The organism is Mycobacterium sp. IS-3022, assembly GCF_001500065.1.
Classification (GTDB): domain Bacteria; phylum Actinomycetota; class Actinomycetes; order Mycobacteriales; family Mycobacteriaceae; genus Mycobacterium.
This window is the reverse complement of sequence record NZ_LQIN01000012.1, coordinates 277,457-303,238: the sequence shown is the minus strand read 5'-3', so window position 1 is coordinate 303,238 and position 25,782 is coordinate 277,457. Positions and strand designations below refer to the sequence as shown.

Below are 25,782 nucleotides of genomic sequence, written 5' to 3'. Positions count from 1 at the left end.
GATCGGCCCGTCGCTATCCCTGCGCGATAGCGCTCAGGCCAACCCCCGATCCGCAGCCACCAGGCGCCGGTGTAGCACCGGCGCACCGTACAACGCCCGACATGCCATTACCCGCCGGAAGTGGTGCGAAAGCTCATGCTCCCAGGTGAAACCGATTCCACCGTGCACATGGATGGCCTCGCGGAGGATCCACGTCGTCGCGTCACCCGCCACCGACTTCGCGGCCGATGATGCTGTCTGCCAGCCCGGCTCGGCGGTAGCGGCGAGCCGCAGGGCCTCCCGTATCGCGCTGCGCGCCATCTCCAACTCTGCGTACATGTCCACGAGTTTGTGCTTGACGGCCTGGAAAGAGCCGATCGTCCGGCCGAATTGCCTTCGGGTGATCGCGTATTCGCAGGCAAGCTCGAAAGCACGGCCGGCGGCACCGACCGCGTCGGTGGCGATCAGGAGTGCCCCGATCGTCCAGGCATCGCGCACGGCCCGTGGCACCGCGGCGCCACGGGCGATCTCGCGCGCCGGAACCCCGGCCAGGCTCGCCGCCGCGACACCACGGCCCGGATCGACCGCGTCCTGCGTGCGCACGGTAAGGCCTTCGGCATCGGCCGCGACCATGACAAGCGCAGGTTCTTCCCCATCGTGGGCTACCAGGAGGAGATCCGTAGCGTGCATGCCACTGTCGACGAACAGGCGACGGCCCGTGACACAGCCCTCTCGGAGGACCGCGGTGCTCGCAACACTCTCCCCCACCGAATCCTCATGAAAGGCCGGTACCACGACCCGTCCGACTTCGGCGATGTCGCGCTGGAGCCCACTGCTGTCCTCGGGGTCGAGGACCCGCAGCAACGCCACGGCAACGCCAGAGACGGCGACCACTGGTCCCGACCACCCGTGTGCACCAGCCTCATGGACCGCGGCGCCGAGCTCGAGAAGCCCAGCTCCCTGCCCGCCGTACGCATCGGGGACAGTAAGGCCCGCCACGCCGATCTCCGACACCAGGCCCGGCCACAGCTCGGGCAGCCACGGGCCGTTGCCCCTGCTGTCCTCGACCGAACTCTTCTGATCCAGATACCGCGCGATAACTGGGCCGAACTCGGCACTCAGCACGAACGGCTCAAGCACGACTTCCCCTTCGATCGAGCGAACTGGCCAGCCTTATAAACGCATGCCGCCCGCGTGCTCAAGGTGCGGCACGCAATCCGTCGAGCAAAATCGAGGACTGCACCGAAATCAGATCGTCCACGCTGAGCTTGCCGAGCGTGTCGAACCAGCGGACGGCCGACTGGATCGCCCCCATGATCGTGCGGTAGGCCATCCGGACGTCGATGTCGGCGCGGAACGCTCCCTCCGCTACACCTCGATCGATCGTTGCCAGCCAAATCTTTTCGATTTCGTCCATATACTTCGCAACGCGTTCCATCGGCCCGACATAGTGCCAGTCGTTCTGCAGGATCATCAGCTCATAGCGGTGGTGCGCAAGGCCGCGTAGCGCAACGGACATCAAGCCGGTGAGAGCGGTGACCGCATCCTCCGGTTCCTCGGCGGCGCGCCGGTACCCGGTTACAGTCAGATCGAGGTAGCCGCACAGCACCTCTTCGACGATCGCCTCCTTGGACTCGAAGTAGTAATACAAGTTGCCCGAGAGCACTTCTGCCTCGTCCGCGACGTCACGCACAGTCGCGCTTGAGAAACCTTTCTCCGCAAACACCTTGGCGGCCGCGCGCATCATGATTTCCTTGCGCGCTAGCCCGGTCGGCGATCCGGTCGAACGACGTCGTGACGTACTCACTTGTTCCTCACCTCCGGCATGGTCCGACATGGTGACACAGCGGCGTCCTGACGCCAGCGAGGGTAAGACGGCTGCGCCGCGGCCCAGCGACGACCACTCACCGCCCGGGCGCCCGCGACGAGACGATCGTTACCGCGCTGACGAGGTCACCAGGGCTTCCCCCCTGATTCTGCACCAACCCGAACCTCGGACCCGGGATCTGCCTCTCCCCGGCCTCGCCACGGAACTGCAACCACATCTCGAAGAGCATCCGCAAACCGCTGGCACCGATGGGATGGCCGAAGCTCTTCAGACCACCGTCCACATTGACCGGGAGTGCACCGGCGCGGTCGTAGCGGCCGTCTTGGATGTCGCGCCACGCCTTGCCTGATTGCGAGAAGCCGAGCTCTTCCATGAGCACGAGCTCCGTCGGAGTGAAACAGTCATGGACCTCTGCAAGGGAGATCTCGGTGGCCGGATTGCTGATCCCTGCCTGTGCGTACGCCGTGCGCGCTGACGCCCCAGCCTCGGAGAGGGTGGAGTAGTCATAGCGGCTGTCGTGACGTCCGGTGCCCGCACCGGCCTCCAACGCGAGCCCGTGTACGTAGAGCGGCGTATCGGTGTATTTCAGGGCATCGTCGGCCCGCACGATCACTGCGGCCGCAGCACCATCGGCGACGCCGGAGCAATCGAAGACGCTGAGATTGCCAGCCAGCGCAGGAGCGGACGCGATGGCGTCCTTTGTGATCACGGTGCGGAACTGCGCTCGAGGATTCAGCGCGCCGTTTGCGTGGTTCTTCCAGGCGATGTGCGTCATCGCGTCCTTGATCTCGTCAGTCGAGACGCCGTGTCGGCGCGCGTAGGCGGGCACGATCATCGAATACATCGCCGGCGCGCTGAGTACCGGCGGCGTCCCGTCGTTGGGCATGCTCGGCAGTTCCAATCCGGAATAGCCCGCGTCCTTGAGTTTTTCCCCGCCGACGGCCATCACCACGTCGTAGGCCCCGGAGGCGACCGCGAAACAAGCATTTCGGAAGGCGTCGGATCCGGTCGCGCACATGTTCTCGACCCGCGTGACCGGCTTATGGGCCATCCCCAACGGGCGGGTCAGCGTGAGACCGGAGACCCCCGACATCATGGTCCCCAGCACGAACGCGTCGACGAGATCCAGCTCGAGCCCGGGCACACTGGCCACAGCCTCGTAGGTAGCCTCGATGAGAAGGTCGTCCACCGATCGGTCCCACAGCTCGCCGAAGCGTGTGCAGGCCATTCCCACGATGGCGACCGGGTTTCTCAGTGCATGCACGCCCATCAGCTGTTCTCCTCCCAATATGGCCGCACCTTCCAGACGTAATTGCGCACCCCGTTGGACGCGACGCCTGCGAGCCGGAAGGTGGGCATGACCCGGTCGCCGATGCCCACGGCGTTGCTGGCGGCATCAGCGATCTCGCACTCGAATCGGCCGCCGCCTTCGAAGTCGACCGCCACGACCCTTGCCGGGAGCTGAACGGACTCCGAGAGCCAGTCGTCGGTGAACGTCGTAACAGTGGCCGGGACATCGGCCATCGGCACCGGATCGAAGGAATCGCGCGCGTTGCATTGCACGCAAGTCCGTCGCGGTGGCAGGTTGCGGTAGCCGCATTTTCGGCATCCGGCGGCGACGAAGCCGAACTTCCACTGGCTGGTACGCCTGGAGGCGGGCGGCACCGGCGGCTTCATCTCAGGACGTCGCGCCGGCTCGCGCGGCAGCATGCCCCGCCATGTGAGGAAATCAGCGTAGGCGACCTCGATCGCCGGTTCGCGGAACGTCGCCAGCCCACCGGCGCCTGGCCGGTGCCGTTCGGTCATCCGAAAAACGAACGCGTCCGCACCGTCGGCGAGGCCGACTGCGAGAACTAGCGCACCCGGTCCTGCGGTTTCGAACGCAGCAGCGAGGCCGACCCCGAAGTCGGCCGCGCCGGCATATCCCATCCCCGCTGCCAAGCCCAGGTCGCATTGCTCGGCGGTGAATCCCTTGGCCAGCGAGGCGCGTGCCCGCGAGTGCGGCGTGCTGATCACAACCCGTTCCAGATCCGACCGCTCGAGCCGACAACGCTCGAGGACGTCTGCGATGACCTGTTCCCCGAGGGGCACGTATTCCTCTACCCCGAACCGGTCCTCCCACGTGTGGATTCGCACCTCACCGGGCGCACACCAGCGCTCGAGGAATTCCCTGGTCAGCGAAGCGCTGCCGACCAGTTCGGCGACCGCATCCGGCCCGACCATGAACGCCGCCGACGCATCCGCTCCTTCTGCCTCATCGGCTGAGCCCGGCAGCGCGAAGCGCAGATCGGCCGACACCACGACCGCACTGCGCTCGGCCAGTCCGGCCCGCAACGCGCCGGTACCGCCACGCAACGCACCCCCGATGTCATAGGCCGCGCAAACAGGAGGAAGCCCGCTTGCCGCGGCGACCGTGGCCGCGTTGGACTTCTCCAGGTAGACGGGCCTGGAGGTAGCGAACCACAGCGAGCCGTGAAACGTGTGTGACCCGAGCGCTTGCCGTACCGCCGCTACGGCCAGCGTCGTGCTGTCTTCGTCGTGGGAAGCGACGGGGCGCACGCCCTGGCGCCGGCCGGAAGCGAGCGTTTTGGCGATGGCCGCCTTGTCCAGACGACCCCTCGGGACGTAGACGGCATAGGACTGGATGCCGACCACCCAACCTCCGTTCCGCTCGGCGGGATCGCAGAGCTTTTGATCAAGCGTTTGATTTGATAATATAGGCACCGCCATCCGGCAACGCAACTGTCGCGGAATTCGCTCACGCCGACGCGGGCCGCCGTCGAGCCCACCCAGGAGAGTTCATGACCAACGACGCCGACTCACCCGGACTCGACGAGTTTCGGCGGGAGGCGGCCGCAGTCCTTGCGGCCTTTGCGCCCCGTCGTGGCCCCGGGGCTACCCGATGGGGCGAAGGTGACGACCGCGTCTCCGTGATCGGCGAGCCCTCGGACCGCGAGTCGGAGCGGCTGGCCGAACTGCGCCGCTACCGCAGGCACCTCGCCGAGCATGGGCTGAGCTGGGTGGACGGCCCCCGCGCCTTCGGCGGGCGGGGACTCACCTCGACCTACGCCGACATATTCCGAGAGGTGGAGTCGCAATACGACCTGCCCGACAACGCATACCTTCGCTTCAGCATCTCGACCCTCACCCCGACGCTGCTGTCGCATGGCACCGACGCTCAGAAAGAAGCGTGGCTGCGCCGCCTGAATTCTGCGGACCTGATCGCCTGCCAGCTCTACTCCGAACCGGGCGCGGGCTCCGACCTCGCCGGACTCTCCACCCGGGCGGTGCAGGACGGCGACGGCTGGCGAATCACCGGACAGAAGGTCTGGAGCTCGGGAGCGCACTACAGCGACGTGGCCCTATGCATCGCGCGAACCTCACCCGACAAGCCCAAGCACGCCGGTCTGACGACCTTCCTGATCGACCTCGACAGCCCCGGGGTCGAGATCCGGCCGATCAGGCAGTTGACCGGCGGAGCGTCGTTCGATGAGGTCTTCCTCACCGACGTCTACGTCGGCGACGACCGACGGATCGGCGCCGTCGACGAGGGATGGTCGGTCGTGGTGACCTCGCTGCTCACCGAGAGGTCGGTGATCGGCACAGAGGCCGGAGTCGACGAGGCCTTGGTCGAACGCCTTCTGGACCTCGCGCGGCACGTGGGCGCGCCGCTGGACGACCGAGCCCGGGACGCGGTCGCCCAAGTAGTCGTCCGCGCGTGGGCGGCACGCCTCACCACTGCACGCCTCCTGGAGGGCGGACGGACGCCCGGTCCGGAGCTTGCCATCTGCAAGCTACTCGCAACTGATGTGCTGGGCAGCATGAGCGATACCGCCGCCGACCTGCTCGGTGCAGCCCACGTTGCCGATACAGGCGACTGGGGCACGTACTCATGGTCGGAATTGACACTGGGGCTTCCCGGCTTGCGGGTGGGCGGCGGCACCGACGAAATTCTCAAGAACACCGTGGGAGAACGGGTTCTCCACCTACCAAAGGACACGCGATGAAGATCGATATTGGAATGATCGGTGCATCGGCGGCGAACTGCGGGCCGATCGCCGCTGATGCCGAATCGCTTGGCTTCGACGGCGTCTGGGCGAGCGAAAGCGTCACCGACGCCTTCCTGCAATCCCAGGCTGCACTGCTCTCCACGAAGGCGGCGACCGTGGGTACGGCCGTCGCGGTAGCGTTCGCGCGCAATCCCATGTCCGTCGCCTACCTGGCCTGGGACCTCGCCGCGATGTCGGGTGGGCGGTTCGTACTCGGCCTCGGCAGCCAAATCCAGGCACACATCGAACGCCGGTTCTCGATGCCGTGGAGTTCACCCGTTGCGCGAATGCGCGACTACCTGCAAGCGATCGACGCGATCTTCACCGCCTGGCGGGAGGGCGCCCGGCTCGATTACCGGGGCCCGCACTATCAGCACACACTCATGTCGCCGGTCTTCACCCCGCATCACCATGAGCACAAGATCCCGACGATGATCGCTGCGGTCGGCGCTAAAATGACCCAACTCGGCGGCGAATTATGCGACGGCCTCGTGCTGCACAGCATGATCACGCCGGCCTACCTGGACCAGGTGACCCTGCCCGCCCTTGACCGCGGGTTGGCGGCGTCTGGCCGAACCCGCGCGGACATCCAGCTGTATGCGCCGCTTTTGATGGCGATGGGCGACACCGAGGAGGAACTCGCCGAAAACTGCCGCAAGGCCCGCGAACATATCGCCTTCTACGCGTCGACCCCGGCCTACCGGGCAGTGCTGGAGAGCGTCGGATACGGCGAACTGCAACCGGAACTGCAGGCGCTGTCGCGCGAGGGCAGGTGGGCGGAGATGGGCGACCGGATCGACGACACTCTGCTGAACGAAGTCGCTCTGGTCGGGGCCCCCGAGGACATGCCGCACCTGTGCCACGAGCGGTACTCCGGCAGGCTGGACAGGGTCTCCTCCTATTTCTCCTGGTCTGATCGGGATTCCGACCGCATACGCGCAATCCTGTCGACCTTCGCCGATGCGAAGGGCAGTACCCGATGACACCCGAATCAACGTTGGGCGGAACCCCAATCGGCGCGCATGCAAAGGAGAGAGCCGTGACAATGTCGCGGTCCCTGGCGACCGTCCTGGAATCGACTGCGGAGAAGTTCCCCGACCGGGTCGCGTTGATCGACGGGGACCTCCGGCTGAGCTACGCGGAGGTCAATGCCGCCGCGAACCGGATGGCCAACCTCTTGGTGACACTCGGCCTGGGAAAGGGTGACACCCTCGCGCTCTCCTGCCCCAACATGCATCAGTTTCCCACCGTCTACTTCGGCGCGCTGAAAGCCGGGCTCACCGTTGTTCCGCTCAACGTCCTGCTCACCAAAAGGGAGATCGCTTACCAGCTGCAGGACTCCGGCGCCAAGGCGTATGTGGCCTTCGAAGGGGCACCGGAGTTGCCGATCGGCGATGCCTCCCTCGGCGGCTTTCGAGAGGCTGGCACCTGCGCGCACTTCATCCGCATCGCAGCCGACGGTCCACGCGATACCCAAGCGGACGACGTCCTAGACCTCGCGACGGAACTGGAGCGGCAGCCCTCGCATTTCAACACGGTCGACGTGGAAGACCGCGACGTCGCATTGGTCCTCTACACCTCCGGCACGAGCGGACAGCCGAAAGGGGCCGAGCTGACGCACGAGGGCATGCGCCTCAGCGCTCTCGTTGGCCGCGAGACGATCGGCGCAGACCCCAATGAACCGGACGTTTTCCTGTGCGCTCTTCCGCTCTCCCACGTCTTCGCCCAGACCGGTATTCTCAACACGGCCTTCACATTTGGCGGAACGATCGTCCTGACACCGCGGTTCGACGAGCAGGTCGTGTTGGACTTGCTTTCACGCCATGGCGTAACGGTCTTCCACGGGGTGCCCACCATGTACGTGCGCATCCTCGAAGCCCTGCAGGCGGGGCCTTCGACCGGGAGCACGGCGGTGAGCACTAAATTGCGGAAAGCGCTGTCCGGCGGCGCTTCTCTGCCTGCAGCCGTCCAACGCCGGCTTCACGAACAGTTCGGAATCGAGGTACTGGAGGGGTACGGCATCTCGGAGACGTGCGGGGTGGTGTGTTGCATGCCCGCCGGTGCCGGTCTGCGGCCAGGTTCGGTGGGCCTGCCGCTGCCTTGTCTCGAGGTACGCCTGATCGATGTTGACGGATCGGCCATCGAGAAACCGGACGTGGTCGGCGAGGTCGCTGCCCGCGGCCCAGTTGTCTTCAACGGCTACCGCGGACGCCGGGCAGAGACGGCGGAGGCCCTGGTGGACGGCTGGTTCCGCACCGGAGACCTCGCACGTCGTGACGAGGACGGCTTGTACTATCTGATCGACCGGAAGAAAGACCTAATCCTGCGCGGTGGCTACAACGTCTATCCGCGAGAGGTCGAAGAAGTTCTGGCCGATCATCCCGCGGTGGCGCTGGCCGCCGTGATCGGGATCCCCGACGATGACCACGGTGAGGAAATCAAAGCATTCGTCGTCCGCAGCGGCGCGCTGACGGAGGATGAACTGCGAGGATGGGCCCGGGAACGGCTCGCGGCGTACAAATACCCGCGGACTATCGAGTTCGTCGACTCACTGCCCCTGACGAACACCGGGAAAATCCTCAAGCGCGCTCTCCCACGAGATAGGCCCGCCACCTCCTGATACCGAAGATGTCGCAGGGTGGGCGCGCACACAATTGCATACAGTGTGCGGTCAGAACAATACTGAACCTATTGCCGCTCAACATGATCGGGTAAGCTGGCGTTTACAGCGTGCCCAAAGCTGGTATTCGGCGCAACAATGGGCCTGGACCTTACGCAGAGAAGAACTGTCGACAGTGGCCCAGTTACTCTCCGTGGCCGTCGATCGTCGCAACGAATGCGCGGGCTGCGATTTTGGGAGATTAATTGGGACGGAACCCATTTGATGTGCCGTGAGCGTGAGCTTGCGCTGTGACGGTGTAACGATTCGTCCCAGGAACTGCCGTGACATTTCCGTCGGTGAACAGCGTTATGAGCTCGCCGTCGACACGGTCGGCGACGCACACATAAGTGTCGGTCTGCTGATCGTAGCCAAAGCTGGCCCAAGCGAGCAGATACGCCAAGCAGCGGCCATCGCTGTCTGTTATGACCAGCTTGTGGACTCCAGACTCCCGCAATACTTCAGCGTCGGTGGCCTTAAGGTGAGCGCCTTCATCCACATTCACGGTAGTACCCTTCCTTTGTTGCGCAGATGATTCAAGAAGCACGACAAGGTGCGGATGGCGGTGGCTTGAGTATCGGTGTGGTCGTGCCCAATCCACCTGTGTCGTCAAGCCACCGCCGCGCGCGCTTGCCTGTCTCGAGTAGGTCGTCAACAGCTTTCGCGACCAGGTCAGTCAGCGCAGCCCCGCCGGCAACGCATAGACCAACCATCGATAAGACTCCCGCACAATCATCAGCCACCCGGTAGGTGGCCCAGTTCGTTGCGAAGTTCTCTCCGAACTCGAAGCTTGCTACCGCGATCGATGCACACTCACGTCACGATTCCTCGTCGGGGATCCACACACCATGGAAGCCCGCTGGGACACCCCTGGGCAAAGTGACCGTTGCGACTGGCTCCCCTCCGACGTCGGTCGCGTCGAGCACCAGCATTTGTGACGCGCTTCCGTCGCGCCGGGTGGTTATCGAGATCAACCACCCGTCGTCCTCGGCCCGGTCTGGAGATTCGTCGGGCACGAACACCGCCTCGCCCGCCACGACGTCATCCCCGAGCTCATGGGTTACAGTCTTGCCGTCGTGCAAGTCGTGCCGCATGATGGCGCCGTCCTTATAGAAGTTCGCGACGGTGTAGACGTACCGGCTGGGCCGGCCGACCTTGACATCGTCAACCGTCGGGAACTCGATGCCACGATCATCGAGTTGCTCCTCGTGGACGGCGCCGGTCGCGAGATCCAGCGTGATGCGGTGCATCCGGGCGGTCCCCGAAGCAGCCCCAGTGGCTGCGGATAGCGGAGTACCCCCTGAGTTGTCCCACAGCGCCATCATGTCGGCTGGCGCATAGTGGGCGTTGTCGACCACGATGCGCCCGGCCTCGTCTTCGTAGGCGTTACCGACGTGGAATATGTAGCAGGGGTCGATTTCGAACCAGCGCACCTCGCCCGGCCGGTCCATCGGCATCACGCCGAGGCGGGATCCGTACTCGTCGCTCCAGCGATACGGCACATGGAGGTCGGGCTGGAAAACCATCGGCAGGTCAAGGAAGATCACGTACCGTTCGGTGATCGCGATGTCGTGCATCATCGTGGGTCCGGGCACCTCGATCGGCATACTCGTCACCAATTCCCCCTCCGCAGAGACCCGGTAATAGGTCACGAACGGGGGCACGGCCCCATACCCGAAGGCATGCAGGTCGCCGGTCACCGGGTCGGTCTTGGGGTGGGCGGTCATGGCCATCTGGAGCTTGCCGCCATAATCGTGTGGGCCGACCGTGTCCAACTCGTCGGTGATCTCGTACGGAAACCCGTTCTCAGCCAGCGCAAGCAGCTTGCCACCGTGGTTGAGCACGTGCGTGTTGGCCGGGACCGCAGTGTAATCGAGAGTTCCGTCGCGCCGGACGAAAGGATGGCCTTCGAGCGCGCGCGTGCGCACCCAGCGGTTGCGGTACCACTCCGCCCGCCCGTCGCGCAGCCGCACGCCATGAACCATGCCGTGGCCCATGAACAAGTTGCCGGGATCTTCGCCGGGCCGGGGGTTGGAGCCGTTGCGGAAGTACCGGCCGGAGAGCTGCGGCGGCAAGGCACCGGTCACCGGCAGGTCGCGAGCCTCGATTTCGTCGGGGACGGGGGCCCATATGCCGGTTAGATAATCCGGGATAGCACTAGTGCTACTGGTCATCTTGTCTTCCTCTCATCCGATGCCGTCTCATCGTGCCCGCCGACTCCCCAAATGTCAATCAATCGATTGATTTATCGAGCGAGGCTTTCGCCAACGTCAACTGCGGAGTTGAAGTGGCCACGCACGCGGCATTTTCCGTCGCGCGCCGCTGTCAGCGACGTGCTGAAATCGCCGCGTTCATGATGAAGTCAAGAGCGAGCGCGAGGGTGCGTGCGCGGATCCGTCGGCCTCTTACAAAATGACGAATCGGCGGCCAAGCGGCAAGTGTCGCCAAATCCAGTCTTCGCCTAGTCGCGCGGCGCTCCCCGTCAAGAGCACCTCGGCTCCAGACGCGGCACCTGGCGCTGACGCAAACGGCGACGCCGAACCAAAGGCGCCGCTTGGCGACCGCGGCGCTATGCGCTCTTGTCGCGGCGTTCCGGTCGAGACGGCTTGCGCGGCACGATGGTCGGCAGCACGTTGTCCTGGACCGTCTCTTTGGTGACGACCACCTTGGCGACGTCGTCGCGGCTGGGGATGTCGTACATCACCGGCAGCAGGACTTCTTCCATGATGGCGCGCAGGCCGCGGGCACCGGTGCCGCGGTGGATGGCCTGATCGGCGATCGCTTCCAGGGCCTCATCGGTGAACTCCAACTCGACGCCGTCCATCTCGAACAGGCGGGTGTACTGCTTCACCAACGCGTTCTTCGGCGTGGACAGGATCTGCACGAGCGAGTCCTTGTCGAGGTTCGTCACCGACGCGACGATCGGCAGCCGGCCGATGAACTCCGGAATCAGCCCGAACTTGATCAGGTCTTCGGGCATGACCTCGGCGAAATGGTCCTGGGTGTCGATCTCGGCCTTGGAGTGCACCTCGGCGCCGAAGCCCAGCCCGCGCTTGCCGACGCGGTCGGAGACGATCTTCTCCAAACCCGCGAAAGCGCCTGCGACGATGAACAACACGTTGGTGGTGTCGATCTGGATGAACTCCTGGTGCGGATGCTTGCGACCGCCCTGCGGCGGCACCGACGCCTGGGTGCCTTCGAGGATCTTCAGCAGCGCCTGCTGGACGCCCTCGCCGGACACGTCGCGGGTGATCGACGGGTTCTCGCTCTTGCGGGCGATCTTGTCGACCTCGTCGATGTAGATGATCCCCGTCTCGGCGCGCTTGACGTCATAGTCGGCGGCCTGGATCAGCTTGAGCAGAATGTTCTCCACGTCCTCGCCGACGTAGCCGGCTTCGGTCAGCGCGGTGGCGTCGGCGATGGCAAACGGAACGTTGAGCATCTTGGCCAGCGTTTGCGCGAGATACGTCTTGCCGCAGCCGGTCGGGCCCAGCATCAAGATGTTGGACTTGGTGAGCTCGACCGGTTCGGACCGCGAATCGCGGGTCTTCTCCCCCGCCTGGATTCGCTTGTAGTGGTTGTAGACCGCGACCGCCAGCGTGCGCTTCGCAGTGTCCTGTCCGATGACATAGCCCTCGAGGAAGTCGCGGATCTCGGCCGGCTTGGGCAGCTCGTCGAGCTTGACGTCGTCGGCGTCCGCCAGTTCCTCTTCGATGATCTCGTTGCAGAGGTCGATGCACTCGTCACAGATGTATACGCCGGGGCCGGCGATGAGTTTCTTGACCTGCTTCTGACTCTTTCCGCAGAACGAGCACTTCAGCAGGTCACCGCCGTCTCCAATGCGCGCCATGGTGGTGGGGTCCCTACTTCCTGTTCGTCATCCGTCTCGGTCCGTGTCGAACGTCTGCTTCGACGCTACCCGTTCGGTTACCTGGGGGGCGACCGATAAACCCGAATCGCGTCGGTGGTATTTAACTGTGTTCGCAGAACATATCGTTTGAATCCGCCGTAGGGCCTTCCAAACCGCGACCGTGTCCTTGGCGTGTCGCCGACGTTACTCGACCGAGAGCGCACTGTCCTCGACGCCGATCGCGACGCCCAAGGTGAAAGTGAGGGTCAGCCCAAGGTCAGGCGGACTGCGCCGACAGCTTGCGGTACTCCAGAACCGTGTCGATGACGCCGTATTCCTTGGCCTCTTCGGCGGTGAGGATCTTGTCGCGGTCGGTGTCCTTGCGGATCTGCTCGGGGGACTTGCCGGTGTGGTTGGCCAGCGTCACCTCCATCAGCGTGCGCATCCGCTCGATCTCGGCCGCCTGGATCTCCAGGTCGGAGAACTGGCCCTGGATGACACCGGCCAGCGCGGGCTGATGGATCAGGACGCGGGCGTTCGGCAGCGCCATGCGCTTACCCGGGGTGCCGGCCGCGAGCAGCACCGCGGCCGCCGAGGCGGCCTGGCCCAGACACACGGTTTGAATGTCGGCCCGCACGTACTGCATGGTGTCGTAGATCGCCATCAGCGAGGTGAACGAGCCGCCGGGCGAGTTGATGTACATCGTGATGTCACGGTCCGGATCCAACGACTCCAACACCAGCAGCTGCGCCATGATGTCGTTCGCCGACGCGTCGTCGACCTGCACGCCGAGGAAGATGATGCGTTCCTCGAACAGCTTGTTGTACGGATTGGACTCCTTGACGCCGAAGCTCGAGTGCTCGATGAACGACGGCAGGATGTAGCGCGCCTGCGGCGCCAGACGCGGATCAGTGTGGTCGGTCATTTGTCTAGTCCTGCTCCTGGTCCCGAGCCGTTGATGCTCGCGCTGGTGATGATGTGGTCGACGAAGCCGTACTCGAGGGCTTCCTGCGCGGTGAACCAGCGGTCGCGGTCGGAGTCCGCCTCGATCCGCTCGATGGGTTGCCCGGTGAACTCGGCGTTCAACCGGAACATCTCCTTTTTGATCACAGCGAACTGCTCGGCCTGGATCGCGATGTCCGCCGCGCCGCCGGTGATGCCGCCCAGCGGCTGGTGCATCAGGATCCGCGCGTGCGGCAACGCGTACCGCTTACCCTTCGTGCCGGCGGCGAGCAGGAACTCACCCATCGAGGCGGCCATGCCCATCGCATAGGTGGCGACATCGCACGGCGCCAACACCATAGTGTCGTACACGGCCATGCCGGCGCTGATGGAGCCGCCGGGCGAGTTGATGTAGAGGTGAATGTCCTTGGTGGGGTCCTCGGCGGACAGCAGCAGAATCTGCGCGCACAGCTTGTTCGCGATGTCGTCATCGACCTGTGAGCCCAGGAAGATGATCCGCTCCGCCAGCAACCGCTCATAGACCGAGTCGACAAGGTTTAGGCCTTGCGAGGCGCCACGCATGTGGGTCACGACTGGATACCTGCTTTCTTCAAGAGCTTGATACTCACCGACACTAACCAACCCGCGAGCGCACGCACTCCCGAGACGGGCTGCGTTCGCTCACAGCGTCACTTCGCGTCGGCCGATTCCTCGTCGGCTGCGGCTTCGGTCGTCTCTTCGGCGGTCCCCGAAGCCTGTTCGGCCTCGTCCTCGGTCTGCGCGCGCCCGAAGAACTCCGAGGTGTCGATCACGGTGCCGTCGGAGTCGGTGACGGTCGCGGCCTCGACGATGGCGGCGAGCGTCAGCCCACGGCGCACGTCGGCGAACAACGCCGTCATCTGGTTGTTCTGCTGCAGTGCCTGCACCAGCTGCTGGGGCTGCAGGCCGTACTGCTGCGACATCAACATCAGGCGCTCGGTGATGTCGTTCTGGGTGACCTGGACGTCGAGCTTGTCGGCGATCGCGTCGACCAGCAGCTGGGTCTTGACGGCCTTCTCCGCGTTGCTGCGGGTGTCGGCGTCGAACTCCTCGCGGCTGCTGCCCTGAGACTCCAGAAGCTCGGCGAAGCGGGCCTCGTCGTGATCGAGGCTGTGGATCGCGTTGTGCAGCGTGTCGTCGATCTGCGCCTGCACCACCTTCTCCGGCAGCGGCACGTCGACCTGATCGAGCAATGTCTCGAGGGCTTTGTCGCGGATCTGCTCGGCCTGCTGGGCACGCTTGGCCCCACGCACCTGCTCGGTGAGCGAGTTCTTCAGCTCCTCCACGGTGTCGAATTCGCTTGCCAGTTGCGCGAACTCGTCGTCGGGCTCGGGCAGCTCACGCTCCTTGACCGACTTGACGGTGACGGTCACCTGCGCGTCCTCGCCGGCGTGCTCACCCGCCGCCAGCTTGGTGGTGAAAACGCGGGTCTCGCCCTCCTTGAGCCCGATGATCGCTTCGTCGAGGCCCTCCACCAACTGGCCCGAGCCGACCTCATGGGACAGGCCCTCGGTGGTGGCGTCGGGTAGCTCCTGGCCGTCGACCGTGGCGGACAGGTCGATGGAGACGAAGTCGCCGGTCTCGGCGGCACGGTCCACTCCCTTGAGCGTGCCGAAGCGGGCGCGCAGCGTCTGCAGTTCGGCATCGACCTCGTCGTCGGTCACCTCGATGGGGTCGACGCTGACCTTCAGCTCGGACAGGTCGGGGATCTCGATCTCCGGGCGGATGTCGACCTCGGCGGTGAAGGTCAGGTCCTCGCCGTACTCCTTCTTGGTGATCTCGATCTCGGGTTGGCCGAGCGGCTGCACCTCGGAGGTGGTGACCGCTTCGCTGTAGCGGCCGGGCAGGGCGTCGCTGACGACCTGATCGAGCATCGCCTCGCGGCCGACGCGGGCCTCGAGCAGCTTGCGGGGCGCCTTGCCCGGACGGAAGCCGGGCAGCCGGACCTGTTTGGCCAACTGTGCGAACGCGCGGTCGAAGTCCGGTTCGAGCTCGGTGAAGGGCACCTCCACGTTGATGCGAACCCGGGTCGGGCTCAACTTCTCGACGGTGCTCTTCACGATCTGCTCCTTGTTGGTCTGGCGCTGGTTCGGTGTCGCAGTCGGGGTGACAGGATTTGAACCTGCGGCCTTCCGCTCCCAAAGCGGATGCGCTACCAAGCTGCGCTACACCCCGTGCCCGTGTGGTTGCCCGCAAAACACGAAACGACCACGCGAGATACTACGGGCTGGACACGCGAAGCCTTCAATTGGATTTGATTCGGGTGCCGCCGGTACGATCTGCTCTTGCTGTACACGCGGGCGTAGCTCAATGGTAGAGCCCTAGTCTTCCAAACTAGCTACGCGGGTTCGATTCCCGTCGCCCGCTCCAAGCTGGGAGTCCTCGGCGTGATCACCGTATGACGCGGTGGACGTCGGGCTTCTCGTCGCCGCCTTCCTGAGCGATCCACGGCCCGTCGATCGACGGGTCCAGAATCCCTTCTTCGAGCCATGTGAAGCGGTCGTCGAGCACGCCGCGAGCAAGTGCCCGGTCGGAGTCGTCGCAGTTGCGCCACAGCTGGTCGAACAGTTGCTCCGTCCGGATTCGGGCCTGCTCGCAGAACGCCGCGGCGAGTTCGACGGCGCTGTCGTCCTCCCGGTCACGTTGTGCCCGCACACAAACGGCGGTCATCGCGAACAGCTCCGCGCCGATATCCACGATCCGTCCCAGGAACCGCTGCTTTTGCTCCAGCTTGCCCTGCCACCGCGACATCGCGTAGAAGGTGCTGCGCGCCAGTCGGCGGCTGGCCCGCTCGACATAGCGCAGATGGGTGGCCAGCGGCCCGAATTCCCGGAACGACGCGGGCAGCTGGCCCTTGCCGGTGACCAAGGTGGGCAACCACCGGGCGTAGAACTTGCCGGCATTGGCCGCCGCTTTCGCTTTGCGCGACAGATCGGCCTCGGGGTCGATGACGTCGCCGGCCACCGACAAGTGCGCATCCACCGCCTCGCGGGCGATCAGCAGGTGCATGATCTCGGTGGAACCTTCGAAGATCCGGTTGATGCGCATGTCCCGCAGCATCTGCTCGGCGGGCACTCCGCGCTCGCCACGGGCGGCCAACGAATCGGCCGTCTCGAAGCCGCGCCCGCCGCGAATCTGCACCAGTTCGTCGGCGATCAGCCAAGCCATCTCTGAGCCGTAGAGCTTGGCCAGCGCCGCCTCGATCCGAATGTCGTTCTGCTTGGCATCGGCCAATTCACTAGCCAGTTCGACCACAGCTTCCAGGCCGTAGGCGCTGGCCGCGATGAACGCGACCTTGCCGGCCACCGCTTCGTGCTCACCGACCGGCCGGCCCCACTGCACCCGCTCGCGGGACCACTGCCTCGCGATCTTCAGGCACCACTTCGCCGAGCCGGCGCAGATGGCCGGCAATGAGAGCCGTCCCACGTTGAGCGTCGATAGCGCGATCTTCAGCCCGTCACCTTCGCGGCCGATCCGGTTCGCCGCCGGTATCCGCACGTCGGTCAGCCGGGTGAGGCCGTTCTCGATACCGCGCAACCCCATGAAAGCGTTGCGGTTCTCCACGACGATGCCCGGTGTGTCCGCCTCCATGACGAACGCGGTGATCCCACCGCGGTGTCCCTCACTCTTGGGTACTTGAGCCATCACGACGAGCAGGTCGGCGATCACGCCGTTGGTGGTCCACAGCTTGGTCCCGTTCAGGACATAGTCGTCACCGTCCGGAGTAGCGGTGGCATGAAGCCGGGCCGGATCGCTGCCGACGTCCGGTTCGGTGAGCAGAAATGCGCTGATCTCCTGCGCGCACCGGGGCAGCCAGGTTCGCTTCTGCTCGTCGGTCCCGAACATCGAGATCGGCTGCGGCACTCCGATCGACTGGTGCGCCGAGAGCAACGCGGCCAGCGACGGGTGCACAGAACCCACCAGCATGAGGGCCTTGTTGTAGTACACCTGGGACAGACCGAGGCCGCCGTATTCGGTGCCGATCTTCATGCCGAACGCCCCGAGCTCCTTGAGGCCGGCGACCACTTTGTCCGGGATCTGCGCGTCGCGCTCGATCACCGCGGCGTCGATCTGCGACTCGCAGAACTCCCGCAGCTTGGCGAGGAAGGCCTCCCCTTTTTCCGTGGATTCCGCCGAGCCGCTGGGATGCGGATGGACCAGATCCAACCGCAGTCTGCCGAGGAACAGTTCCTTACCGAAACTGGGCTGGCGCCACTGCGCCTCGCGCGCCTGCTCGGCGAACTCCCTGGCCTGTCGCTCGCTGACTTCTTCTGCAACGGTCATCGCAGACCTCCTCACAGATGGCCCTACTCGACAGTAACCGCGGAAACGGTTTCCAAACGAGCGACGCGATTTCGATTCTCGCCGCGATCACGCTCACGTCGGTCTCGCAGACCATGCGTGTCCCCGTGGACTCCGCTCTGGGCGTAATTCCGGTCGAGGTCGGCACCCGTTTTTCGGCCGGTGTGCTCGGTACGCTTGGCGTCATGAACGGCGTTCTGCTCGTGCTCGTTGTCCTGGTCATCGTCGCTCTGGGCGTGGTTGTGTACGCGGCGATGAAGGCTTCGGATCGGCGCAAGGCCGCGTCCCTGGATGACGCCAAGGCCGACGCCCGTCGCGTGATCGAACGCCTCGGCGGCCAAGTCATCAACCTGACCGGCACCGACGACGCATCGAAACAGGCCTTGGCCGACGCGTCCGAGCGTTACACCGCCGCCGGCTCGCAGATCGAGCAGGCCAACACCGCGAAACAGGCGTTGCTCGCCAAGGAGAGCGCGCTCGAGGGCCTCTACTACGTGCGCGCCGCACGCATCGCGATGGGCATGGATCCGGGACCGGAGCTGGAGACGCTGGCCGGTCAGCGGGCCGCGGGCGCGGTGACCGAGGATCGCAAAGTCGACTTCGAAGGGCGCGAGATCGAGGCATCCCCCTCACCGTCCGAACGCACGCCCAACTACTACCCCGGCGGCCGCGTCGCCGGTCGTCCCGTCCCGGCGGGTTGGTACTCCGAGCCGTGGTGGAAGCCCGCGCTCGTGGCCGGCGCCTGGGGTCTCGGCTCGGTGCTGCTGTTCGACGCGTTGTTCTCGGGCATGCACGGAACCGGCTACGAGCAAGGTTTCGCCCAGGGCTACGACCAGGGGTTCGATCAGGGGCAGGACCCCGGCGGTGATCACGGCGGTGACTGGGGCGGCGGTGGTGACGGCGGCGGCGACTGCGGCGGCGGCGGCTTCGGCGATTTCGGCGGCTTCTGAGGTAGCGCCTAACTTTGGTCGGTCGGGCACCAGAACAGGTTGCGGCCCTCCATCACCTCGGTGCGGATCGCGGTTCCGCAGACCCGGCACGGCTCCCCGGCGCGCCGGTACACATAGGTGCGGGCCCGGCCCGGAGCGTACGCCGGCAGCCCGTGGTCATCCTCCCGGCGGATCGTATGAATCTTGCCGCGCCGCAGGCCAATTCGCATCAACTCGACGAGGTCGGTCCACAGTGCGTCGAACTCTTCCTCCTCTATGCTCGTACCTGGCCGGTGCGGGTCGATGCCGTGCCGGTAGAGCAGCTCATTGCGGTACACGTTGCCCACTCCCGCGATCACCGACTGGTCCATCAGAAGCGCCCCGATCGGCCTGCGGGACTTACGAATTCGCGCCCACGCCAGTGACGGGTCGGCATCGCGACGCAGCGGATCGGGGCCGAGCCGAGCGATCACGTCGGCGATCTCCGGTTCGGCCAGCACCTCGCACACCGTCGGCCCGCGCAGATCCGTACCGTATTCCGCGCCGATCATCCGCATCCGCACCTGGCCAACCGGCAGCGGCATCGGGAGAGGCACTTCGGTGAGCGTACCGTACAGACCGAGGTGGACATGCACGACCCGGCCGCCTTCGTAGTGGTGGAACAGGTGCTTACCCCACGCGGTGGCCTTCTTGAGCACTCGCCCGTTGACCGCCGCGGCGCCGTCGACGAACCTGCCCTGCGGACTGGACACCATCACCGGCGCGCGACCGAAGCGGCGCTGGTGCAACCGGGCCAGCCGGTGCAGCGTGTGGCCCTCGGGCATCCCTAAGCGCCGGGCACGGGAGGCGCTACGCGGGTGCGCTCGTACTCGGCGAGGATGTCGATGCGGCGTTGGTGCCGTTCGGCTTCCGACCACGGCGTGCTCAGGAAGGCGTCGACGATGGCCAACGCCTCCTCCACGGTGTGCATCCGCCCGCCGATGCCGATCAGCTGGGCGTTGTTGTGTTCGCGCGCCAGTTGCGCGGTCTCGACGCTCCACGCCAACGCACACCGGGCACCGAGAACCTTGTTGGCCGCGATCTGCTCGCCGTTGCCAGAACCGCCGATCACTATGCCGAGGCTGCCGGAGTCGGCCACCGTCTTCTCGGCGGCGGCGATGCAGAACGCCGGATAGTCATCGTCTGGGTCATTGACGAACGCTCCGCAGTCCACAGGTTCATGCCCGGTGCCGCGCAGGTGCTCGATGATGGCCTGCTTGAGGTCGAAGCCGGCGTGGTCGGCTCCCAGGTAGACGCGCATGGCGGCCATTGTGGCAGACGCGATCCGCGGTGCCGCCGCGTGCGATCAGTCGAACTGCGGCGGCTCGCTGCGGGTGCGCTTGAGTTCCCAGAAGTGCGGGTACGACGCGAACGTCACCGACGCGTCCCACAGCTTGCCGGCCTCCTCGCCGCGCGGGATCTTCGACAGCACCGGTCCGAAGAACGCCACGCCGTTGACGTGGATCGTCGGCGTCCCCACATCGTCGCCGACGGCGTCCATGCCCTCGTGGTGGCTCTTGCGCAGTGCCTCGTCGTACTGGTCGGTGGTGGCGGCATCGGCCAACTCGGCGGGCAATCCCACCTCGGCCAGCGACTCCTCGATGACTCGACTGAAATCGGGGTCGGACTCTCCATATCCCCGGTTATGGATGCGGGTACCCATCGCGGTGTACAGCGGTCCGAGGATCTCGCGGCCCTTGGCCCGTTCGGCCGCGATGGCCACGCGCACCGGGCCCCACGCCTTCTTCATCGCCTCCTGGTACTGCTCGGGAAGCTCACGACCCTCGTTGAGCACCGCGAGGCTCATCACCCGGAAGTTGACCTCGATGTCGCGAACCTTCTCCACCTCGAGAATCCAGCGCGACGTGACCCAGCACCACGGGCACAGCGGGTCGAACCAGAAATCGGCGACTGACTTCTCGGGCATGGGAGTCCTCTCGAGCGCAGGGGTTCAGACGTCAGTTGTGACAACTGCGGCCACCCGGTCGATGTTCCCACCTGCGGGGCCGACCGTAACGACGCTGCCGCGATGGGCGGCTGCCGGCCGTCCGCTCCGAACCTCCTCACAGTCGGCACCGGCGATCCGATCCCCAAGGAATGAGCCCGTTAGCCGATGTCCGGCGGCGGACGCGAATAAGAAACGCTTAAGTGTGCGAACGGTGACCGAACCGTGTTGCCCCTGTGACCAATGTGAAGAATCGTTACCGAAGTGAACAAACACTTTGATCTTCACACACGCGCTCTGACGTTTGTGGTCGGTCTGGCGGCGGTCGCAACGACAGTCGCCGCACCGGCCCAGGCCGAACCGATCGACGACTCCTTCCTCGCCGCGCTGAGCGACGCGGGGCTCGCCTTCGACAACCCGACGGACACCGTGGCGCTCGGCAGGTCCGTGTGCCCGATGCTCGTCGAACCCGGCAAGAACGTCGCGCGGGTGTACTCGCAGGTGGCCGACAACGGCGTCCCGCCCGAGATAGCCGCCTTCTTCACCGGCATCGCGATCTCGATGTACTGCCCGCAGGCGATCTCGTCGATCGGCAACGGGACGGTTCTGGACTGGCTCCCCGCTGCGCGGGCCATACCGGACTTCTAACCCGGGCGGGCGATAAGTTGGTCGCGTGGCACTTCCGAACCTGACCCGCGACCAAGCCGTAGAACGCGCCGCCCTCGTCACCGTCGACAGTTACCGCATCGTTCTCGACGTCACCGACGGCGGCGGCAAGCCCGGCGAGCGCACGTTCCGGTCGACGACGACCGTCGAGTTCGACGCGCTCGCCGGCGCCGACACCTATATCGACATCGCGGCCGACACCATTCACAGCGCCACCCTCAACGGGCGCGACATCGACGTGTCGGGCTATGACGAATCCGCCGGCATCCCGCTGACCGGGCTGGCCGGGCACAACGTCGTGGTCGTCGAGGCCGACTGCCGCTACTCCAACACCGGTGAGGGCCTGCACCGGTTCGTCGACCCGGTCGACGGCGAGGTGTACCTGTACTCGCAGTTCGAAACCGCCGACGCCAAGCGGATGTTCGCGTGCTTTGACCAACCCGACCTCAAGGCGGCCTTCGACGTCACGGTGATCGCGCCGTCGCATTGGGAGGTGGTGTCCAACGGCGCCACGATCGACGTCACCGACGACGGGCCGGCCCGCCGGCACACGTTCGCCGCCACCCCGAGGATGAGCACCTACCTGGTGGCGCTGATCGCGGGCCCATACGCGCGCTGGGGCGACGTCTACAGCGACGAGCACGGCGACATCCCGTTGGGGCTGTTCTGCCGTAGGTCGCTGGCCGAGCACATGGACGCCGACCGGCTGTTCACCGAGACCAAGCAGGGATTCGGCTTCTACCACAACAACTTCGGCGTTCCCTACGCGTTCGGCAAGTACGACCAGTTGTTCGTTCCGGAGTTCAACGCAGGGGCGATGGAGAACGCCGGCGCGGTGACGTTCCTCGAGGACTACGTCTTTCGCAGCAAGGTCACGCGCGCCTCCTACGAGCGCCGCGCCGAGACCGTGCTGCACGAGATGGCGCACATGTGGTTCGGCGACCTGGTCACCATGCAGTGGTGGGATGACCTGTGGCTCAACGAGTCTTTCGCGACGTTCGCCTCGGTGCTGTGCCAGGCCGAGGCCACCGAGTACACCCAAGCGTGGACGACGTTCGCCAACGTGGAGAAGTCGTGGGCGTATCGGCAGGACCAACTACCCTCGACGCATCCGGTGGCCGCCGACATCCCGGACCTGGCGGCCGTCGAGGTGAACTTCGACGGAATCACCTACGCCAAGGGCGCTTCGGTGCTCAAGCAACTGGTCGCCTATGTCGGGCTCGAGGAGTTCCTGTCGGGGCTACGCGACTACTTCCGCGACCACGCCTTCGCCAATGCCACGTTCGGTGATCTGCTCGGCGCGCTGGAGAAGGCCTCGGGACGCGACCTGTCGGGCTGGGGCAGGCAGTGGCTCAAGACGACCGGACTGAACACGCTGCGACCCGACTTCGATCTCGACGCCGACGGGCGGTTCACCCGGTTTGCAATCACCCAGAGCGGCGCCGCCCCGGGCGCCGGCGAAACCAGGGTGCACCGGTTGGCGGTCGGAGTATACGACGACGACGGTTCCGGCAAGCTGACGCGCGTACACCGCGAGGAACTCGATGTCGAGGGCTCGAGCACCGATGTTCCTGCGCTGCACGGCGTTCCGCGCGGTAAGCTGATCCTGGTCAACGACGACGATCTGACGTACTGCTCGCTGCGGCTGGACCAGGACTCGCTGCAGACCGTGCTGACGCGAATCGCCGACATCGCCGATCCGCTACCGCGCACGTTGGCGTGGTCGGCGGCCTGGGAGATGACGCGCGAGGCGGAGTTGAAGGCCCGCGACTTCGTGTCGCTGGTGTGCGGCGGCGTACAAGCCGAAACCGAAGTCGGGGTGCTGCAACGGTTGCTGCTGCAGGCGCAGACCGCGCTGAGCGCGTACGCCGATCCGCAGTGGGCCCACGAGCAGGGCTGGCCCGAATTCGCAGATAGGCTCCTGGAATTGGGGCGCGAGGCCGAATCAGGCTCTGATCACCAGCTGGCCTACGTCAACGCGTTGTGCAGTTCGGTGCTCAGCGGGCGTCACATCGAGGTTCTGACGGAACTGCTGGAGGTGGATCCCGCGGTCAAGGGGCTGCCCGGGCTGGTCGTCGACACCGATCTGCGGTGGCGCATCGTCACCGCGCTGGCGGCGGCCGGCGCCGTTGACGCCGAGAGCCCGGAGACGCCGTTCATCGACGCCGAGGCGAAGCGGGATCCGACGGCCGCGGGTCAGCGGCACGCCGCGGCGGCGTCGGCGGCCCGGCCTCAGGCACCGGTGAAGGAGGCGGCGTGGCAGCAGGTGATCGAGGACGACACGCTGCCGAACATCACCGCGCGGTCGATCATCGGCGGCTTCGTGCGGCCGGGCCAGCAGGAGATGCTGAAGCCGTTCAGCGCGAAGTACTTCGGGGCGATCTCCGGGGTGTGGCAACGCCGGTCCAGTGAGGTCGCCCAGACCGTTGTCATCGGGTTGTATCCGTCGTGGGATGTCAGCGACGCCGGCTTGGCCGCCGCCGACAAGTTCCTCGCAGATCCCGACGTGCCGCCCCCGCTGCGTCGGCTGGTCATCGAGGGCCGCGCCGGTGTTGAGCGCGCGCTGCGGGCTCGCGCCTTCGACGTGTCCTAACTACCGCGCGAGGGCCCACGCGCAAGCTGGGGACGACCGAGTCTGTACAGCGACACGCCGCATTTCGTGTGCATTTGGTGGTCGCTCGCGGGGCATGCTTTTCAGGTGCCGGTCAACAGAAGTCGTCGCGCGAGGGCTGCCCGCAAACGGAAGCGCCGGCTCGACGCCGTCGACCATGACCTCACGGCAGCCCAGTGGGAGGCCATCAAAGCCGCGTGGAGTGGTTGCGCCTATTGCGGTGTGACCGACCGACCGCTGCAGCGCGACTGCGTCATGGCGATCAGCAGAGGCGGCCGCTACACGATCGACAACGTCGTGCCCGCCTGCGCCTCCTGCAACACCAGCAAGTGCAACGACGAAGTGACCGGCTGGCTGCGTCGTAAGCGCCTCGACGAACGCCGGTTCCTCGAGCGCTACGTCCAGATTCGCGCCGCGTTGACAGTCAGCGCACCCTGACTACGCCGGGGTGACCCCGGCGCTCATCACCCGCACCGCGCTGATCAACCCGTCCATCAGGTTGCCGTCCTTGAATGACGCCGCCGCGGCGGAAACTCCCAACGGAGCGGACTCCTCGATGCCGCGACCCTTGACGGCCGCGCCATAGACCACCTCGATCGCGTGCTGGTCCGGCGAGACCGCCAGCAGCACAGCGTTGTCGGGCGTGGGCACCTGAGCCAGGATCGCGCGGGCGGTCGCCGCGGTGTCGGCTCCGAGGTCGCCGATGTAGACGGCGAAGCGCGCCTTGGCCGCACGGGAGCCGTACTTGAGCGCGTCGTCGAGAACCACCAGATCTTTGACCGGGAACGGGTAGTCGACCGACAGCGCACCCGGCTGGGTGACGCCGGAGATTCGGCCGCTGGAGGTGACAACCCATCCCAGCGGGAGATCTGTGCGCTCGACCGCGGCCCGGTGGCCGGTTACCGCAACGTCACCACTTGCCACTTGCGCCGCCTCCAATCGTCGCCGCATGCGTGTCGTGGCCGTGCCCGTGATCGGCCGGCTCGTCGGACGCCCACAGGATCGGGGCGTGCTTCCAGGGCTCGGACATCTTGTAGGTCGCCGGGTGCGGGCCCTTGTGGCGCCAGATCAGCGCGGCAAGCACGGCCGTCAGCCCGAGCGGCACCAAGATCAATAGCGCATGTGTCAGTGCGGTGCTCACGTCGCAAACCGTATACCAGCCGCGATTACGCCGCGCCTTCGCCTAGATATCGCACCCACACCGGGTCGAGTTCCTTCAGGCTCGACAGCAGCCGCCAGTGCTGTCCCTTCGGGGGAATCGGAACCGTGCGCAGCGTCCATCCCAGCTCGCCGAGTAGCCGGTCGGCTTTGCGGTGGTTGCACGTCGAACAGGCCGCCACGCAGTTCTCCCAGGAGTGGGCTCCGCCGCGGCTGCGCGGCACCACATGGTCGACGGTGTCGGCCTTGCCACTGCAATATGCGCAGCGAAACCGGTCACGGTGCATCAACGCCGCGCGGGTCATCGGGATGCGCGCGCGGTACGGCACCCGCACGTACGACCGCAGGCGGATCACCGACGGCACCACAATCGAGCGGGTCGCCGAATGGATCACCGGGCCGCTGGGGTCGTCGTGAACCACGTCGGCTTTACCGCACATCAGCATGATGACCGCCCGCCGCATGGGCAGAGCGGTCAACGGTTCGTAGGTGGAGTTCAACAGGAGGACACGGCGGCGGCCCCAGATCGAGGCCTCGGTGGTACTTGGCGGATGGATGTCGACGCTGCGTAGGACGCGCGCTTGCGCGCCCGGTACCACCGACCCGGCTAGGGCGGTCGCGGCACCGTGACTCCGCTGGCCGGCCCTTCTGGACGGGCCTTTCTTGCGATGCGCCATACGTCCTCCGTCCGACAGTTCACCACGGATCGCGGACAATCGCACGACAATTCTTTGCGTGTTCGCAGGTCAGTCCGGTGAACATCGAGTGACCCGACCGGCTGACCTG

Annotated in this window: 24 protein-coding genes and 2 tRNA genes; 8 read left to right on the top strand and 18 right to left on the bottom strand. The window is 65.8% G+C overall.

Going from position 1 to position 25,782, the window contains the following annotated elements; all coding sequences use genetic code 11:
* Nucleotides 1–33 precede the first annotated feature (33 nt).
* The 4 genes from AU188_RS10790 to AU188_RS10775 form a co-directional block, all read right to left on the bottom strand.
* Nucleotides 34–1,119, bottom strand: a complete 1,086-nt coding sequence (locus AU188_RS10790) for an acyl-CoA dehydrogenase family protein (protein WP_059163682.1) — start codon at nt 1,117–1,119, stop codon at nt 34–36.
* Nucleotides 1,120–1,177: 58 nt separating this feature from the next.
* On the bottom strand, nt 1,178–1,816 hold the full coding sequence (locus AU188_RS10785; RefSeq protein ID WP_082686578.1) for a TetR/AcrR family transcriptional regulator: 639 nt from the start codon (nt 1,814–1,816) through the stop codon (nt 1,178–1,180).
* 67 nt (nt 1,817–1,883) lie between these two features.
* A complete protein-coding gene (locus AU188_RS10780) occupies nt 1,884–3,077 on the bottom strand; it encodes an acetyl-CoA acetyltransferase (protein WP_059163680.1) in 1,194 nt (397 codons plus the stop codon).
* Nucleotides 3,077–4,462 (bottom strand): hydroxymethylglutaryl-CoA synthase family protein, encoded by a 1,386-nt coding sequence (locus AU188_RS10775; RefSeq protein WP_059163679.1) that lies wholly within the window; start codon nt 4,460–4,462, stop codon nt 3,077–3,079. The genes AU188_RS10780 and AU188_RS10775 overlap by 1 nt, the downstream gene beginning before the upstream one ends.
* A gap of 146 nt (nt 4,463–4,608) precedes the next feature.
* Here AU188_RS10775 and AU188_RS10770 point away from each other — a divergent pair, with 146 nt between their 5' ends.
* The 3 genes from AU188_RS10770 to AU188_RS10760 all read left to right on the top strand — a co-directional run bounded on the left by AU188_RS10770 (nt 4,609) and on the right by AU188_RS10760 (nt 8,476).
* Nucleotides 4,609–5,814 (top strand): acyl-CoA dehydrogenase family protein, encoded by a 1,206-nt coding sequence (locus AU188_RS10770; protein ID WP_059163678.1) that lies wholly within the window; start codon nt 4,609–4,611, stop codon nt 5,812–5,814.
* On the top strand, nt 5,811–6,839 hold the full coding sequence (locus AU188_RS10765; RefSeq protein ID WP_172799455.1) for a TIGR03617 family F420-dependent LLM class oxidoreductase: 1,029 nt from the start codon (nt 5,811–5,813) through the stop codon (nt 6,837–6,839). Before AU188_RS10770 ends, AU188_RS10765 begins: the two co-directional genes overlap by 4 nt.
* A 62-nt stretch (nt 6,840–6,901) precedes the next feature.
* Nucleotides 6,902–8,476 (top strand): long-chain-fatty-acid--CoA ligase, encoded by a 1,575-nt coding sequence (locus AU188_RS10760; protein ID WP_059163676.1) that lies wholly within the window; start codon nt 6,902–6,904, stop codon nt 8,474–8,476.
* Nucleotides 8,477–8,717: 241 nt separating this feature from the next.
* Here AU188_RS10760 and AU188_RS24940 read toward each other — a convergent pair whose 3' ends face one another.
* The 7 genes from AU188_RS24940 to AU188_RS10725 form a co-directional block, all read right to left on the bottom strand.
* Nucleotides 8,718–9,020 (bottom strand): hypothetical protein, encoded by a 303-nt coding sequence (locus AU188_RS24940; protein WP_082686591.1) that lies wholly within the window; start codon nt 9,018–9,020, stop codon nt 8,718–8,720.
* Nucleotides 9,021–9,333: 313 nt separating this feature from the next.
* A complete protein-coding gene (locus AU188_RS10750; RefSeq protein WP_059163674.1) occupies nt 9,334–10,689 on the bottom strand; it encodes a carotenoid oxygenase family protein in 1,356 nt (451 codons plus the stop codon).
* Between the two features lie 395 nt (nt 10,690–11,084).
* A complete protein-coding gene (gene clpX, locus AU188_RS10745; protein ID WP_059102370.1) occupies nt 11,085–12,365 on the bottom strand; it encodes an ATP-dependent Clp protease ATP-binding subunit ClpX in 1,281 nt (426 codons plus the stop codon).
* Between the two features lie 277 nt (nt 12,366–12,642).
* Entirely contained in the window at nt 12,643–13,290 is a 648-nt protein-coding gene (locus tag AU188_RS10740; RefSeq protein WP_059102369.1) for an ATP-dependent Clp protease proteolytic subunit, read from the bottom strand.
* Complete coding sequence (locus AU188_RS10735; RefSeq protein WP_082683763.1) at nt 13,287–13,949, bottom strand: ATP-dependent Clp protease proteolytic subunit; 663 nt, start codon at nt 13,947–13,949, stop codon at nt 13,287–13,289. Before AU188_RS10735 ends, AU188_RS10740 begins: the two co-directional genes overlap by 4 nt.
* A 47-nt stretch (nt 13,950–13,996) precedes the next feature.
* Nucleotides 13,997–15,406 carry a trigger factor gene (gene tig, locus AU188_RS10730; RefSeq protein WP_059163673.1) on the bottom strand — a complete coding sequence of 470 codons (1,410 nt, stop codon included), beginning with the start codon at nt 15,404–15,406 and terminating at the stop codon, nt 13,997–13,999.
* Between the two features lie 41 nt (nt 15,407–15,447).
* Nucleotides 15,448–15,521 (bottom strand) — tRNA-Pro (locus AU188_RS10725).
* A gap of 121 nt (nt 15,522–15,642) precedes the next feature.
* Here AU188_RS10725 and AU188_RS10720 point away from each other — a divergent pair.
* Nucleotides 15,643–15,716, top strand: a tRNA-Gly gene (locus tag AU188_RS10720).
* Nucleotides 15,717–15,737: 21 nt separating this feature from the next.
* Here the strand turns inward: AU188_RS10720 and AU188_RS10715 are convergent.
* The gene (locus AU188_RS10715) at nt 15,738–17,630 is read right to left on the bottom strand and encodes an acyl-CoA dehydrogenase family protein (RefSeq protein ID WP_059163672.1); all 1,893 of its coding nucleotides are present in this window, start codon (nt 17,628–17,630) and stop codon (nt 15,738–15,740) included.
* A 203-nt stretch (nt 17,631–17,833) separates the two neighbouring features.
* Between AU188_RS10715 and AU188_RS25740 the strand changes: the two genes are divergently transcribed.
* Nucleotides 17,834–18,598, top strand: a complete 765-nt coding sequence (locus AU188_RS25740) for a hypothetical protein (protein ID WP_059163843.1) — start codon at nt 17,834–17,836, stop codon at nt 18,596–18,598.
* An 8-nt stretch (nt 18,599–18,606) separates the two neighbouring features.
* On the opposite strand, the gene AU188_RS10705 is transcribed toward AU188_RS25740, so the two are convergent.
* From AU188_RS10705 to AU188_RS10695, 3 genes are read right to left on the bottom strand one after another with little or no spacing between them, the layout of a single operon-like run.
* Nucleotides 18,607–19,401 (bottom strand): Fpg/Nei family DNA glycosylase, encoded by a 795-nt coding sequence (locus AU188_RS10705; RefSeq protein ID WP_059163671.1) that lies wholly within the window; start codon nt 19,399–19,401, stop codon nt 18,607–18,609.
* A gap of 2 nt (nt 19,402–19,403) precedes the next feature.
* Nucleotides 19,404–19,877 carry a ribose-5-phosphate isomerase gene (locus AU188_RS10700; RefSeq protein WP_059163842.1) on the bottom strand — a complete coding sequence of 158 codons (474 nt, stop codon included), beginning with the start codon at nt 19,875–19,877 and terminating at the stop codon, nt 19,404–19,406.
* Nucleotides 19,878–19,922: 45 nt separating this feature from the next.
* A complete protein-coding gene (locus AU188_RS10695) occupies nt 19,923–20,543 on the bottom strand; it encodes a mycothiol-dependent nitroreductase Rv2466c family protein (RefSeq protein ID WP_059163670.1) in 621 nt (206 codons plus the stop codon).
* Nucleotides 20,544–20,825: 282 nt separating this feature from the next.
* Between AU188_RS10695 and AU188_RS10690 the strand changes: the two genes are divergently transcribed.
* From AU188_RS10690 to AU188_RS10680, 3 genes are all read left to right on the top strand, one after another.
* Nucleotides 20,826–21,209: a DUF732 domain-containing protein gene (locus AU188_RS10690; RefSeq protein WP_082686576.1), complete on the top strand. Its 384-nt coding sequence runs from the start codon at nt 20,826–20,828 to the stop codon at nt 21,207–21,209.
* Between the two features lie 25 nt (nt 21,210–21,234).
* Entirely contained in the window at nt 21,235–23,820 is a 2,586-nt protein-coding gene (gene pepN, locus AU188_RS10685) for an aminopeptidase N (protein ID WP_059163669.1), read from the top strand.
* Nucleotides 23,821–23,925: 105 nt separating this feature from the next.
* On the top strand, nt 23,926–24,276 hold the full coding sequence (locus AU188_RS10680; protein ID WP_156425419.1) for an HNH endonuclease: 351 nt from the start codon (nt 23,926–23,928) through the stop codon (nt 24,274–24,276).
* Here AU188_RS10680 and AU188_RS10675 read toward each other — a convergent pair whose 3' ends face one another.
* The 3 genes from AU188_RS10675 to AU188_RS10665 are packed head-to-tail and all read right to left on the bottom strand — an operon-like array spanning nt 24,277 to nt 25,673.
* Nucleotides 24,277–24,762 carry a DUF5130 domain-containing protein gene (locus AU188_RS10675; protein WP_059163668.1) on the bottom strand — a complete coding sequence of 162 codons (486 nt, stop codon included), beginning with the start codon at nt 24,760–24,762 and terminating at the stop codon, nt 24,277–24,279.
* On the bottom strand, nt 24,749–24,979 hold the full coding sequence (gene ctaJ / locus AU188_RS10670; RefSeq protein ID WP_082683762.1) for an aa3-type cytochrome oxidase subunit CtaJ: 231 nt from the start codon (nt 24,977–24,979) through the stop codon (nt 24,749–24,751). The genes AU188_RS10675 and ctaJ overlap by 14 nt, the downstream gene beginning before the upstream one ends.
* A 25-nt stretch (nt 24,980–25,004) precedes the next feature.
* Nucleotides 25,005–25,673, bottom strand: a complete 669-nt coding sequence (locus AU188_RS10665) for an HNH endonuclease (RefSeq protein WP_059163667.1) — start codon at nt 25,671–25,673, stop codon at nt 25,005–25,007.
* Nucleotides 25,674–25,782 lie beyond the last annotated feature (109 nt).